Genomic DNA, 13,883 nt, shown 5'->3' with positions numbered 1-13,883 from the left:
TCCCAACGAACACCAGCAGGACCAGATCGGCCACCCAACCGGCCTGCTGCAGTGGGCACAGTCCTGGCGAGAGGCGCGACTAAGCTGGAACGTACGTCAACCTAATCACGTCCTCGCCAACGTGATCGGTGGAAACAAGGCGGAGCGCAAGCCACTTTCCGACAAGCGGGGTCACGGGCTCCTCGGAAGTGACGGCCCAGATTATGCTCCGAGCCCTGGTGGCTTCAGATAGGTCATGATCAGTTCGATGACGTGTTGCCTTCGCTCGGCCAGCAAGTCCGGCGCGGCAAGATCGAGCCCGAAGGTGACCGACAGCGTATAGCGGCTTGAGATGTGAATGAAGCTCAGGGCGACGATTGAAATATAGAGTTGGGTCGGATCGACATTCGGGCGGAAGATGCCAGCGTTTTCCCCTTTTGTCAGAAGCGCCCTGATCGAGTCGATGAGCGGTCGCGACGAACGTGGGATGCTTTCGATCTCTTGGATGAATGCGCCTTTGAGCAGGTTCTCAGCACCAACCATGCTGATGAATTCGGGGTTCGCTGCCATGTAATCGTAGGTAAAGGCTGTCAGCGCCCGAATCCCGTCCGCCGGCTCCCGGTCGGCAATGTTGAGCTTGGCCTCGCTTGCACGCAGCTTGGCATAGACGTGCTCGATCGCAGTTCTGTACAGCAGCTCCTTGCTCTGGAAGTAGTGATAGAGCATCCGAATGTTACACTGGGCGCGTTCGACAATGCGTGCCGTGCTGGCGCCGCTCAGGCCGTATTCGCAGAATTCCTCCAGCCCAGCTTCCAGGATCGATGCGCGCGTTGCCACCGCATTGCGCGACTTTGGACGATTGGCACCCTCGTCACCCCTCGTGGTCTCGTTCATTCACAAACTTCCTTGCAACCGGGCATGACGCAATTCCTAGAGCAATTTCTACAGCATCCGCTGAAGAGGACAATTGACTCCCCATTTAGTAAGTAATAGCATACTTACATAATTTGAGGAACCCACCTTCGGCTGGCGACGGTGGTTGAAATGCAGCGAGGCTCATCGTGCCCAAGGAGGGAGCGAGCCGGCAGCGAAACGGGGGAGAGAACATGCTCAAGGCAATCAAGAGGATTCTTGCGATCGGCTGTGCCGCGTCGCTCGGTGCGGCTGTCGCGGCAGGCCCGGCAAGGGCGCTGGAGCCGGGGCAGATATCAGTCGCCATTACCGAGGCGATCTCCGGCTACAATCCTTATGCGGATTCCATCGTGCTCGTTGGATCAATCTGGTGCCAGGTCTATGGCTGCATCATGCGCTGGGACTTTGAAGCCGGTAAGTTTGTGCCGTTCCTGGCTGAAAGCGTCACCGTCGAGGACGATCTCCACTGGATCATTACCCTGCGCTCGGACTGGAAGCGCCACAACGGCGATCCGGTGGTGTCCGCGGATATCCTTCATTCGATCGAGCGCTCGCGCAACGACCCGCAGAGCATGTCGCAAGCCTCCGTCCAGTATATCGCATCGGCGGAGGCGCTTGACGACCGCCGGATCAGGATCACCACCACCCAGCCGATGGCAACGCTTCCGAGCTATCTCGCGACGCTCAAGATCACCTCGAAGAAGATCTTCGACGAGCACGGCGCCCAGGAAGCCGACCGCAAGTATCCGATTGGCGCAGGTCCCTACCGCCTGGCCGACATCGGTGTCGGCAGCCATATCGTCATCGAGCGGGTCGACGACCATCCACTCATCAGCCAAACCAACCCCAAGCGCATTATCTACCGCATGATGGCGGAGCCCGAGCAGCGCGTCACCGCGCTCGCCAACGGCGAAATCCAGATCGCGCAAGGCATTCCGCCCCAGTTGGTCAGCCGCGTCGAGCAGATGTCCAATGCCGGTGCCGAATTCGTCGACTCAGCCGAGATGATGTTCATTGCGATGAGCCCGAAAACCGCACCATGGGATAATCCGAAAGTGCGCAAGGCGGTGTGCCATGCCATCAATCGCGAGGGCATCGCCCGGGCGATACTCGGCAATCGGGCGACCCTCCTGGACGGCCCGGTCGGCAAGGGCCAATTGGGCTACGATCCGAACTACGTCACTCCGATTGACTACAATCCGGAAAAGGCAAGGCAGCTTCTCGTCGAGGCCGGCGCTGTCGGCGTCGAGGTTGATCTGTTCACCCCGGTCGGACGCTACATCGCCGACCGCCAGATCACCGAAGCGATCATTCCCATGCTGGAAGAAGTCGGCTTCAAACCGCGCCTGCAATCGCCGGAATGGGCCACCTTGTGGACGAATGTGCAGCGCGGCGACACGCCTTTCTACTATATGGGTCGCGGACAGATGCTCGATCCATCGCCAGCTCTAGCCCAGTATTTCGAAACCGGCGCCTCGCCGCGCCTGCAATACTCCAACCCTGAAGTCGATGCGCTTCTCCAGGCTGAGCGTCGGGAATTCGACCCTGAAAAGCGGGTCGCCATGCTCACCAAGGCGATGGCCGCCATCACCGACGATGCACCAGCCTGCTTCCTGTGGCTGCACCAGTTGGCCTGGGGCGTTGCCAAGGGCGTGGAGTTCAAGCCGAGCAAGGCTGACCGCGTCAACGGCTGGGAAATCCACCTCCGCTAAAGCGCCGATCGCCAGTCGCAACGGGGCGGGCAACCTTGCCCCACCCCGTTATCCTTCTCCTCGCGAGCCGCAGGTCGTTCCATGTTAGGCTACACGCTGAAGCGCGTGGCAGGCACCATTCCGGTCCTGCTCATGGTTTCGCTTCTCATCTTCTCGCTGATCCATGTCGCTCCGGGCGACCCTGTCGATATGCTCGTCGACGATGAGGCGACCGAACAGGTCCGCGAGGCCATCCGCGCCGCGTGGGGGCTCGATCAGCCGGTCTACATCCAGTATCTGACGTTTCTCAAAAACGCGGTGATGGGCGATTTTGGTGAATCGTTCCGCTACCGCGAGCCGGTCATGGACCTGGTTCTCGAGCGCCTGCCGGCAAGCCTTGAGCTTGCGGTCTACTCGACCCTGCTTGCCGTCATCGTCGGCCTGCCACTTGGCGTTTGGGCCGCGAGCCGCCCGAACTCGTTCATCGACACTGTCGGGTCGGTCGGCGGCTTTTTCGGCATCTCGCTGCCAAATTTCTGGCTCGGCATCCTGCTCATTTTGCTGTTCGCCGGCATCTTCAACCTGCTCCCGTCTGGTGGCCGGGCAACATGGGGCATGGGAGTCGACCCGGTCACCGGTTTCCTCACCATAGATGCCATGATCGCCGGGCGCTGGGATGCTCTGTGGGACGCCATGCGCCATCTGACGTTGCCGATCATCGTGCTCGGCACCAACATGACCGGCATCATCATGCAGATCACCCGTGCCTCGGTCATGGAAAACCTGCAGGAAGACTACGTCATGACGGCACGTGCCAAGGGCATGTCCGGCCGCGTCGTATTGTGGCGCCATGCCTTCCGCAATGCGCTCATTTCGGTCATCACCATCATCGGCCTGGAGTTCGGCACGCTGATCAGTGGCGCCATCATCGTCGAGACGGTCTTTTCCTGGCCAGGCATCGGCTACCTGCTTCTACAGGGCATTTCCTTCCGCGACTTTCCGCTGATCACCGGGCTGGTGCTCGTTTACACCTCGCTGTTCGTGCTCATCAATCTTCTCATCGACATGATCTACACGGTCGTCGATCCCCGTATCCGGCTGAGGTGACAAGCATGGCCCTCTCACCGAAAGCTCGTCAGTTGTCGAAGGCCATGAAGACCCCGAAAGCGGCCTTTGCCTTGACGGTGATCGTCCTCCTGCTGCTGGCAAGCGTTTTTGCGCCATTGCTTGCACCGTTCGATCCCAATCGTCAGGACTTGATGCTTGCGATGACGCCGCCGCAATTGACCGGCCCCCATTTCTTGGGCACCGACCATGTCGGTCGCGATCTGCTTAGCCGCATCGTTTATGGCTCCCGCGTTTCGCTGATGATCGCGATTGCGGTCGTTGCCTTCTCCGGTGTCGTCGGCGTGACGCTTGGGGTCGTCTCCGGCTACTATGGCGGCCGCATCGACTCCGCCATCCAGAAATTCCTGGAAGTGGTCTGGGCGTTTCCCCCGCTTTTGCTTGCGATTTCGATCGTCGCCTTCCTCGGCCAGAGCCTCGGCATCCTGATCATTGCGCTCGCCTCGCAGCGCTGGATTCCCTATTGCCGCCTTGCCCGGGCGGAGGCTCTGACACTTCGAGAACGCGAGTTCGTCGTCGCAGCGCGTTCACTGGGCGCAAGCGACGCCAGGATCCTGCGCACGCATATCCTGCCCAACCTCATCCAATCGGCGCTGATCGTCGGCACCTTCGCCATGGCAACCGCGATCATCGCCGAGTCGAGCCTTAGCTTCCTCGGGCTTGGCGTGCCTCCTTCGACCCCGACATGGGGCGGCATGCTGGCCGATGCCCGCGCCTACATAAGCACATCATGGTGGATGGCGCTGTTTCCCGGCCTCTGCATCTTCTGCACAGTGCTTGCCATCAATCTGCTCGGCGATGTCTTGCGCACCCACCTAGATCCTCGTCTACGCACCAAGTGACGGGCCCTCAATCAACAAAAGAAGGATAGACCGCTGTGATCGAACGTTTCGAAACCGCGAAGACCGACGGCGCCGTCAAGAGCATGTGCGTCACCCACAATGACATGATCTTCCTCTCTGGTGTCCACGCCACCGACACTAGTGGCGACATCAAGGAACAGGCCCGCGAGGTGCTGGGCACAATCGACCGTCTGTTGGCCTCCGCCGGCTCTGACCACAAGTCGATTTTCGTGGTCCATGTCTGGCTAAAGGACATGCGTTATTTCGGTGCGATGAATTCCGTGTGGAACGAGTGGGCCGATCCGGCCAATCCGCCAGCACGCACCTGCGTCAGCGGCGAGCTCTATCGTTCCGATTGCCTGGTCGAGGCCGTCGTCATCGCCTACCGGGCTTGAACGACGCGCACAGATAGGGAGACAGATATGGAACTGAGAGAAATCGGTCGCGTGCATGGGCCGGGGCGCCCCACGATCTGCCTCGGCAAGGCCTCCAACACGCTGGCATCGGTCTGCCTGACCGCACCGGACAAGAGCGGTGACGTCAAGGAACAGTCGCTGCAGATCCTCAACATCATCGATCAGCACTTCAAGGACGTCGGATCATCGCGCAAGCAGATCCTGATGGTTCAGGTGTGGCTGTTCGACATCGCCGAGTATGATGCCTTCTGCGAAGTCTGGAACGACTGGATCGATCCCGAAGGCGTTCCGGCACTGTCGGTTGTCACCGGTCATGCGGCACGGCGCGATTGTGCCGTCGAGATCCGCGCCTACGCGGCGTGCTGACAACGGTTTGATCCCTGCGGCTCCTGGAGATGAACGTGACTGAAGAACTGCTCAAGATTACCGATCTCGCCGTACATTTCGACGGAGCCGCGGAACAGGATCTCGCCGTCAAAGGAATAGACCTCGCCATTAGACGTGGCGAGGTGGTGGCGCTTGTCGGTGAATCGGGATCGGGCAAGTCCGTCACTGCCAAATCGGTGATGCGCCTCGTACACTTCATGGGCGGCCGTATCGTCCGCGGCAGCGCGACCCTGCGCGACAAGGTCGGTGCCACCGTCGACTTGTTTGGCCTCGACGAAACCCAGGCGCAGAAGATCCGGGGCGACAGGCTGGCCATGATCTTCCAGGAGCCGATGACCTCGCTCAATCCAGTGCTGACCATTGGCGCGCAGCTGTCCGAGGTGGTCATCCGGCACCGCAAGGTCGGCCGGGCAGAGGCCGATCGTATTTCGCTGGAGGCTCTGCAGCAGGTGCGGATACCTGAGCCCGAGCGGCGGCTGAAGCAATATCCGCACGAGCTTTCCGGCGGCATGCGTCAGCGCGTCATGATTGCCATGGCGATACTTTGCAAACCCGACCTTTTGATCGCCGACGAGCCGACGACGGCCCTCGATGTCACGGTTCAGGCGGAGATCCTCGCGCTCTTGAAGGTCATCCAGCGGGAAACCGGCATGGCGATCTTGCTCATCACCCACGACATGGGCATCGTCGCCGAAGTCGCCGACAAGGTTGTCGTCATGCTGCGCGGCGAAGTGGTCGAACAGGGCGATGTCCATTCGATCTTCAACGCCCCGCAACATGAATATACCCGCCGGCTGCTCGATGCCGCCCCCAAGCTGGGCGACATGCGCAATGACGCGGCTGAAGGCGAGTCCCCAACAGATGCTGTCGATACGCAGGATGAAGCCGATGTCGTCCTCAGCGTCCGCAATCTGGTGACGCGATTCGCCGTTCGCCAGGGCATTTTCCAACGCGTGGTTGCCAACGTTCATGCAGTCGAGAACGTCTCGTTCGACCTGCGGGCCAAGGAAACCTTGTCTCTGGTCGGTGAAAGCGGTTGCGGCAAGTCAACCGCAGGCAAGACCATCATGCGCCTGATCAATGCCAACTCGGGGGACATCCTGCTTCAGGGGCGCAAGCTGAATGACATTGGCTCTTCCGACATGCGCGAGACGCGCAAGAGCATCCAGATGGTGTTCCAAGACCCTTATGCGTCGCTCAATCCACGCATGAACGTCGAACAGATCGTCGCCGAGCCGCTTCTGATCCACAATATGGGCTCACCGGCTGCTATCCGCGCCCGGGTGATGAGCCTGCTCGACAGGGTTGGCCTGACCCAGGAACAGGCCGCCCGCTACCCGCATCAGTTTTCCGGCGGCCAGCGCCAGCGCATCTGCATCGCGCGTGCCTTGGCACTGAATCCCAAGGTGATCATCGCCGACGAGCCGGTTTCAGCCCTCGATGTTTCGATCCAGGCGCAGATCCTAGACCTTCTTGCCGAGATCCAGGAGGAGTTTGCGATTTCCATCCTCTTCATCTCCCACGACATGGCCGTGGTGGAAAAGGTAAGCGACCGTATAGCGGTGATGTATCTGGGCGAGATCATCGAGATCGGACCGCGCGATGCCGTGCTGCAATCGCCCGCGCATCCTTATACCCGCCGCCTGCTCGATGCCGTGCCGATCGTCCACCCCGACCGGCGCCGTGAGCGTACGCTGGCAGCCCGCGAACTCAAAAGCCCGATCCGGCCCGTCGACTATCGCCACGAGGCAATTCCGATGAAGACAATTAGTCGCGACCACTTCGCCCGGCTGGAGTAGTCTGGGCACGCCGCATAAGGCATGGCCGCGAACGCTCCATTCGTTTGGCACCTATCAAGCCGCGGGGCCAAACGCCACGGGTGGGAGTCCCCGTGGCGCTTTTCTTGGGGGAGGCTCAGGGCCGAGCCAACTAGCGCGACTTCAGCACGTCAGTCACACGGTCTCCTTCGCCGTTCAACATGATCGTTACCTTCTCGCCTGCCTGGAGTGGGGGCAAGGCAACGTCGCGCGGCACCGTGTAGCTTCTGCCGTTCTCGAGAGTGATGACACGTACATCGTGGTTGTATTTGGCAATAACGCCGTCGCGGGAGGATGCGAGTGCCGCGCCTGCAAGAAGAATGAGAGGTGCGACAATGAGGAGGATCTTCTTCATTTTAGGTGTGCCTTCTATTTTTGATCAATGGAGGGGCGCTACCCGGCATCGCTGATGCCGGGATTGTCCACGCCAATGTTTTTCGCAAGGATCTGACTTCGGTCTGATGACCGGTGATGTGGGCCTGCAGACTGGCCGCAAGCCGTATTCGATTATCAGCCGAGCATGCCGTTTCCTTCCTGGTTGGCGGCTTTTGGAGCCGTTGTTACAAGCTGCCCTTTCCAGTTACTGGAAAGTCAAGCGTGCTGATGCAAAGCTGTCGCTGATGGCTTTCCTGGCAGAACTCTCTCGGAAATTCAGCAATAGTCACCCTCAATACATGGGCATCTGGCCATCGCTCGTGAGGGTGCGAGAGCTATCGATTCGTTGCCGATCAGAGGTTTTCTGCGACGACGCATGCAGCTTGGCGCCAAAAGACCGTCGATCTTCCAGTCACTGGAAACACCACCATCGCTGAAGATCATCAAGCGGTGTCGTCGGAGACGTCGCGCAATGTATAGCGCGCACTGAATGCGTCCCAGACCCAGCAATCGGCTGGCTGCGTTTCGGCTTGAGTGCCAATCGCCAATCCTTCCCTTCATCCGCGCCTTTCTCCGCCAAAGCCAAAATGCTTGRGGCCGCGCCTAGGCGGTTGATCTGTCCCCAAACTTGCTATAATCACGATGATGGTTTGATCAAATGAGCGTATGAACTTGAGGTGCCCGATGACAAGAAAAGCGATCTACTCCGGTTCTCCCTTCGAGGAACTCGCGGGCTATTCCCGCGCTCTCGTCGACGGGGACTGGATCTTCGTTTCGGGCACGGCCGGTCATGACCCTTCCATCGGAGGCTTTGCGCACGAAGCGGAAGCCCAGGCGCGGCGCTCACTCGACATCATCGCTGCGGCATTGGACGAAGCTGGGTCCGGCTTGCGCGATATCGTTTCGGTGCGCGTCTATCTCGCCAGCCGCGACGACGTCATGGCCGTCTCGCGTGTGCTCGGCGAGACCTTCGCCGATCCGCGCCCGACCAACACGACCATCATCTGCGGTTTCCCCGTCGAAGAGATCAAGGTCGAGATCGAAGTGATCGCGCGCCGCCAAGTCGGTGCTGCGGCAAATGTCAGTCAGGTGGAACAATGAAGCGGGTCGCGCGGCGTATCTCGGAGACGCCACAAAAATCATTCGGCATGTATCAGAAGGCGGCGGCGCTCGCCGGTAGCGGGCGCGACCTCATCCATCTGGAACTTGGGCGACCATCCGCCGACACGCCCGACCATATCAAGCAGGCGACGATCGCGGCACTTCAGGCCGGCGATGTCCACTACAGCGACCTCAAGGGAACCGCGAGCTTCCGCGCGGCACTGGCTGAAAAGCTGCGCAACCAGAACGGAATGGATGTATCGGCTGCGGATATCCTGGTCACCAACGGCCTGACGCATGCCTCGTTTGCAGCTTTCCTGGCACTGCTCGATCCGGGCGACGAGGCGATCCTGCTCGACCCTTTCTACCCCCAGCATATCGGAAAGATCGAACTGGCCGGGGCCAAGCCGGTTTTCGTACAGCTTGATGCCGCCGATGCTTACACGCTCAAGCCTGAGCACATCGAGGGCAGCATCACCGAGCGCACTCGGATGATCGTGCTGGTAAACCCAGTCAATCCGACCGGGCGCGTCTATTCACGCGCAGAACTTGAAGGTCTTGCCGAGCTGGCGATCAGGCGCGACCTGCTCGTCATCTCCGACGAGGTCTATGAAGACATGGTCTATGACGGCCATGCGCATACAAGCATCGCCGCGCTGCCCGGTATGGCCGAGCGCACCATCACAGCTTTTGCATTCACCAAATCCTTTGCCATGGATGGATGGCGCCTTGGCTACATGGTGGCACCCGCCTGGGCCATGCCCGGGCTGCTCAAGATCACCGCCAACGACGCCACTCACGTCAACACATTTATCCAGGCCGGTGGTCGTGCTGCGATCACCGGTCCTTCGGAAGTCCTTGCCGAACTGGTCGACCAAGACCGCCAGAAACGCGATCTTGTCGTCCGCCGCCTCAACCAGATGCCAGGCGTGAAATGCCCATTGCCGCAAGGCGCGATCTACGCATTTCCTGATATCTCCGCCTTCGGGATTCCCTCACAGGCGCTTGCGGAAAGGATCCTCGACGAGGCAGATGTGGTCGTCGAGGCTGGCAGCTTCTACGGTCAATCAGGCGAAGGCCATCTTCGCGTCTGTTTCGGTTCCGAGAGCCTGGAACGGCTGGACGAAGGCATGGACCGGCTGTCTAGGTTCTTCAACAATCTGTGGGATGGGCGCGACACCGCGGCAAGCACCGAGCCCTTGCGAGGCGGTGCATGACGCAAGGCGGCGATGTCATCCTTCAGACCCGAGGCCTTGGCAGGAGCTTTGGTGCTCTCAAGGCCGTCGACAATGTCGACATATCAGTCAGGGCAGGCCAGATCACTGGCCTGATCGGTCCCAACGGAGCGGGCAAGAGCACGTTGTTTGGCCTCATTGCCGGCGAAGTCCAGCCAAGCGCTGGCGAAGTGATCTTCGCCGGTCAGCGTATATCGGGTCTCAGGCCAGATAAGATATTCCGCAGTGGCCTCGCGCGAACCTTTCAGATCCCTCGGCCCTTTCCTGAGATGTCGGTGCTCGAAAACGTCATGCTGTCGGCGACTGACCAGTTGGGCGAGAATTTCTGGAACAATTGGTTCCGTGGTGGACTGGTCGGCGCTGAAGAGCGCCGCGCCCGCGAGCGGGCTATGGAGGTGCTTACCTTCACCGGCCTTGCCGACAAGGCGCGCGACCTCGCCGGCGTGCTCTCGGGTGGCCAGCAGAAACTACTCGAGCTTGCTCGTGTCATGATGGTCGATCCGCCGCTGATCCTGCTCGACGAGCCGACAGCGGGCGTCAATCCTACCCTTATCGAAACCCTCATCGACAAGATCGTGGCGCTCAACGAGCGCGGTGTCGCCTTCCTCATTGTCGAGCACAACATGGACATGGTGATGCGCATCTGCCGCCATATCGTGGTGATGGCTCAGGGCAAGGTGATCTTCGAAGGCGATCCCGCCGGCGTGATGAAAGAGCAGCGCGTCGTCGATGCCTATCTCGGCGACGTGACAGTGGGAGAACTGGCATGAACACGCCCGTCTGCGAGGCGCGCAATCTACGCGCCAGCTACATCCCAGGCATGCCGATCGTCTTCGACATTTCGGTCACCATCGATGCCGGTGAACTTGTCACGCTCATCGGCCCTAACGGTGCTGGCAAGTCGACTTTTCTCAAAGCGCTTGCCGGTCTGCTTCTGGTCGAGGGCGGAGAGGTCAAGCTCGGCGGCAAGCGTATCTCCGGTCTGCCAACGCACGAGATCATCGCCGCCGGCATCGGTTTTGTGCCACAGACCAGCAACGTGTTCTCCTCCCTGTCGATCGAGGACAATCTGATCAGCGGCGGCCACACCTTGCCACGTTCCGTGCTGAAGGAGCGCGTGCAGCGCGCCTTTGAACATTTCCCTGCACTTGCCGATCGCCGCCGCGCCGCAGCCAATGTGCTGTCGGGCGGCCAGCGCCAGATGCTTGCAGTGGCGCGCGCGCTGATGACCGACCCGCGCGTTATCATGCTTGACGAGCCGACAGCGGGTCTCGCCCCAAAGATCGTTCATGAGGTTCTCGAGGATCTGCGTCGTCTCGCCAAGAGCGGAGTTGCGGTGCTGATGGTCGAGCAGAACGCAAAGGCAGCACTTCGGGTTTCCGACCGCGCCTATGTCCTAGTCGAGGGTCGCAACCATATGACGGGGACGGCGTCCGACCTGCTCGACAACGACGCAATTGCCGAGGCATTCCTGGGCTTCCGGAGGAAATCATGATCGGACAAGCCATCGCCGACGGTCTGTTGACCGGCGGCATCCTCGCGCTCGGGGCGATCGGCTATTCGCTGTGCTCGCATATGCTGAAATTCGCCAATTTCGCCCATGCCGAAATGCTGACCTGGGGAGCCTATCTCGCATTTGCGGTTGTGGCGTTCCTGCCAGCCAGCCAGGCTATCGGCCCCTTCTCTTTCGGGTGGCCGCTGATCGTTGCCATCGTTGTTTCCTGCATCGGCACTGGCCTGATTGCCGTTGCCGCTGACACCTTGGTTTTCTCCAAGCTCAGGAAGCGCCGCGCCGGCAGCCTGACGCTGGTCTTCGCCAGCTTCGGCATCGCGCTGATCCTGCGCAATCTCGTGCTGTTTGCCTGGGGCGCCGACGCCCATTACTTCAGCCAGGAACTGCAGATCTCGCTAGAGGTCCTGCCCAATGTGCGCCTTATGCCCGACCAGGTACTTGTTTTGGTGCTGACCATGGTGCTGGTGGTGGCGCTGCACCTGTTCCTGAAGTTCAGCCGTGTCGGTGTCGCCATGCGCTCGATGGCCGAGAATCCGGCCCTGTCGCAGGTCTGCGGCATCGACATCGCCAAGGTGGTGCGCTGGACCTGGATGCTGAGCGGTGCACTTGCGGCCATCGCGGGTGTCTTTGCCGGGCTCACTGTGCAGATTCGCCCCGAGATGGGCTTCAACATGCTGCTGGCGCTGTTCACGGCGGCGATCCTCGGCGGCACCGGGAGCCTGTTTGGCGCGGTTGCCGGCGGCTTGATCGTTGGTCTCGCGGAAAGCCTGTCGGCGCTGGTCATCCCTACCGGCTATAAGGCGGCGGTGCCCTTCGCCCTGCTGCTCGTTATCCTCTACCTCAGGCCGCAGGGCCTCTTCTCCAGGTCGGCACGCGTGTGAGGCTCAGATGATCGGATTTGTTTCGTATCTCGTATTCTTCTTCACTGTCGCACTCATCTTGGGCATCGCGACGCTTGGGCTCAACCTGCAATGGGGCGGCACAGGCCTGTTCAACGCCGGTATCGTTGGTTTTTACGCCATCGGCGCCTACACCTTCGCAATCCTCACCGCGCCGGCGCGGCCTGAGCTTCTCGGCAATTTCGAGCTGCCCTGGATTGTCGGGCTTATCGGCKCTATGGCCGCAGTTGCCTTAGCTGCCCTCATCACCGGACTGGCGACGGTTCGGCTAAGGGGCGACTATCTCGCTGTCGCAACCTTCGGAATCGCTGTCACCATCCAGCTTGTCGCCACCAACTTCGAAGCCCTGACGGGCGGTACGATGGGCATCGCTTCGATTCCCAACCCTTTCCGCGGGCTGTTTGCGACCCCGCTCGCCAACAATCTCGGCTATCTCGCCGTCGTTGTGGCGGTTCTGGCCGTAGCCTATCTCGCACTTGAGCGTATCGCGCGGTCGCCGTGGGGACGCGTCCTCAAAGCGATCCGCGAAGACGAGGTCGCAGCTGAAACACTGGGCAAAAACACCCGCAGCTTTCGCCTCCAGGCCTTTGTCATCGGCTCTACGCTGATGGGGCTTGCCGGCGCGCTCTACGCCAGCTTCATCGGTTTCGTCAGCCCCTTCGACTTCCTCCCGATCCTGACCTTCCAAATCTGGACGATGCTCATCATTGGCGGCAGCGGCAACAATCGCGGTGCCATTTTGGGTGCGATCGTGGTCTGGGGTATCTGGAGCGCAATCGGCGCGGCTTCGTCGAAAATCCTGCCCGAGCAGTACCAGATCTATGGTGGCGCGGCTCAGGCCATGATCATTGGCCTGGCGTTGGTTCTGGTGCTTTTGCTGCGTCCCCGCGGCTTGATCGGTGAACAGCCGGTCACCTCAAGGCACGCCGCCTGAGATGCCAATCGGGTCGGCGCTCGCGCCGGCCCTTTCAGGCCTTATCGACCATTTCCTTGCACAAGCGGCGCAGCAGCGCTTGGGTCGTTTCGATGTCACCCTTGATCGCCTTGGCAGCGGTGCGACCGTCGCCAGCGTCAATCGCGTCGATAAGGTCGCGGTGATGCGAGCTCGGCTTATATTTCCCGGACACCAGCACCGGCTCGATGTGACCCGACAGCATGCGCATGTAGGGGCCGAACCTTAGCCAAAGGCTCTGTATGAACTGAGTGATGACAGGCGAACCGCAGCAGTCGTAGATGGCGAAATGCAGCTCCTGGTTCCGCGCCAGCATCTCTTCGAGATTTCTGTCATTGGCCGCAGCTTCATGGTCTTCGACAAGGGCGCGGAAGGTGCGCCTGTCGACTGGCGTGCAGCGCTCGGTCGCAAGTTTGGTTGCAAGTGTTTCAAGCGCGATGCGCGTCAGGCACAAATCGTCCAGCGCAGCCAAGCTGACTGTCGGCACCTGGGCCGAACCGGTCGTCAGCACCACCAGCGCGTTCTCGGCGATGAGGCGACGCAGGGCTTCGCGAACCGGCATGTGGCTCGTCTTGAACGTGTCCGAAAGCATTGCGATCGTCAGCGTCTGGCCCGGGTCGAAATGGCCGGACATCAGCG

General features: G+C 60.6%; 15 protein-coding genes. 12 read left to right on the top strand and 3 right to left on the bottom strand.

Annotation, left to right across the window (positions count from 1 at the left end; translation table 11 throughout):
* Positions 1–201: 201 nt before the first annotated feature.
* Positions 202–873 carry a TetR/AcrR family transcriptional regulator gene (locus AC1DUU_RS09745; protein WP_476783220.1) on the bottom strand — a complete coding sequence of 224 codons (672 nt, stop codon included), beginning with the start codon at positions 871–873 and terminating at the stop codon, positions 202–204.
* Between the two features lie 212 nt (positions 874–1,085).
* On the opposite strand from AC1DUU_RS09745, the gene AC1DUU_RS09740 reads away from it, so the two are divergent.
* From AC1DUU_RS09740 to AC1DUU_RS09715, 6 genes are all read left to right on the top strand, one after another.
* Positions 1,086–2,603, top strand: coding sequence for an ABC transporter substrate-binding protein (locus tag AC1DUU_RS09740; protein ID WP_476783219.1), 1,518 nt, complete (start codon positions 1,086–1,088; stop codon positions 2,601–2,603).
* Between the two features lie 81 nt (positions 2,604–2,684).
* Positions 2,685–3,689, top strand: coding sequence for an ABC transporter permease (locus AC1DUU_RS09735; RefSeq protein WP_476783218.1), 1,005 nt, complete (start codon positions 2,685–2,687; stop codon positions 3,687–3,689).
* 5 nt (positions 3,690–3,694) lie between these two features.
* Positions 3,695–4,549, top strand: a complete 855-nt coding sequence (locus AC1DUU_RS09730) for an ABC transporter permease (protein ID WP_476783217.1) — start codon at positions 3,695–3,697, stop codon at positions 4,547–4,549.
* Between the two features lie 35 nt (positions 4,550–4,584).
* A complete protein-coding gene (locus AC1DUU_RS09725) occupies positions 4,585–4,944 on the top strand; it encodes a RidA family protein (protein ID WP_476783216.1) in 360 nt (119 codons plus the stop codon).
* 27 nt (positions 4,945–4,971) lie between these two features.
* On the top strand, positions 4,972–5,331 hold the full coding sequence (locus tag AC1DUU_RS09720) for a Rid family hydrolase (RefSeq protein WP_476783215.1): 360 nt from the start codon (positions 4,972–4,974) through the stop codon (positions 5,329–5,331).
* Positions 5,332–5,360: 29 nt separating this feature from the next.
* Positions 5,361–7,151 (top strand): ABC transporter ATP-binding protein, encoded by a 1,791-nt coding sequence (locus tag AC1DUU_RS09715; protein WP_476783214.1) that lies wholly within the window; start codon positions 5,361–5,363, stop codon positions 7,149–7,151.
* A 130-nt stretch (positions 7,152–7,281) separates the two neighbouring features.
* Here AC1DUU_RS09715 and AC1DUU_RS09710 read toward each other — a convergent pair whose 3' ends face one another.
* Positions 7,282–7,524 carry a DUF1344 domain-containing protein gene (locus tag AC1DUU_RS09710; RefSeq protein ID WP_476783213.1) on the bottom strand — a complete coding sequence of 81 codons (243 nt, stop codon included), beginning with the start codon at positions 7,522–7,524 and terminating at the stop codon, positions 7,282–7,284.
* Between the two features lie 704 nt (positions 7,525–8,228).
* Here AC1DUU_RS09710 and AC1DUU_RS09705 point away from each other — a divergent pair.
* The 6 genes from AC1DUU_RS09705 to AC1DUU_RS09680 are packed head-to-tail and all read left to right on the top strand — an operon-like array spanning position 8,229 to position 13,226.
* Positions 8,229–8,645, top strand: coding sequence for a RidA family protein (locus AC1DUU_RS09705; RefSeq protein WP_476783212.1), 417 nt, complete (start codon positions 8,229–8,231; stop codon positions 8,643–8,645).
* Complete coding sequence (locus AC1DUU_RS09700; RefSeq protein WP_476783211.1) at positions 8,642–9,862, top strand: pyridoxal phosphate-dependent aminotransferase; 1,221 nt, start codon at positions 8,642–8,644, stop codon at positions 9,860–9,862. Before AC1DUU_RS09705 ends, AC1DUU_RS09700 begins: the two co-directional genes overlap by 4 nt.
* Positions 9,859–10,650, top strand: a complete 792-nt coding sequence (locus AC1DUU_RS09695; protein WP_476783210.1) for an ABC transporter ATP-binding protein — start codon at positions 9,859–9,861, stop codon at positions 10,648–10,650. Before AC1DUU_RS09700 ends, AC1DUU_RS09695 begins: the two co-directional genes overlap by 4 nt.
* The gene (locus AC1DUU_RS09690; protein WP_476783209.1) at positions 10,647–11,375 is read left to right on the top strand and encodes an ABC transporter ATP-binding protein; all 729 of its coding nucleotides are present in this window, start codon (positions 10,647–10,649) and stop codon (positions 11,373–11,375) included. Before AC1DUU_RS09695 ends, AC1DUU_RS09690 begins: the two co-directional genes overlap by 4 nt.
* Complete coding sequence (locus AC1DUU_RS09685; protein WP_476783208.1) at positions 11,372–12,274, top strand: branched-chain amino acid ABC transporter permease; 903 nt, start codon at positions 11,372–11,374, stop codon at positions 12,272–12,274. The genes AC1DUU_RS09690 and AC1DUU_RS09685 overlap by 4 nt, the downstream gene beginning before the upstream one ends.
* 7 nt (positions 12,275–12,281) lie before the next feature.
* Positions 12,282–13,226: a branched-chain amino acid ABC transporter permease gene (locus AC1DUU_RS09680; protein WP_476783207.1), complete on the top strand. Its 945-nt coding sequence runs from the start codon at positions 12,282–12,284 to the stop codon at positions 13,224–13,226.
* A gap of 34 nt (positions 13,227–13,260) precedes the next feature.
* Here the strand turns inward: AC1DUU_RS09680 and AC1DUU_RS09675 are convergent.
* On the bottom strand, positions 13,261–13,883 hold a 623-nt coding region (locus AC1DUU_RS09675), incomplete at its 5' end, for a GntR family transcriptional regulator (RefSeq protein ID WP_476783206.1).

The organism is Aminobacter sp. P4_H6_2 (genome assembly GCF_056400805.1).
This window is presented reverse-complemented; position numbering and strand designations above follow the sequence as displayed.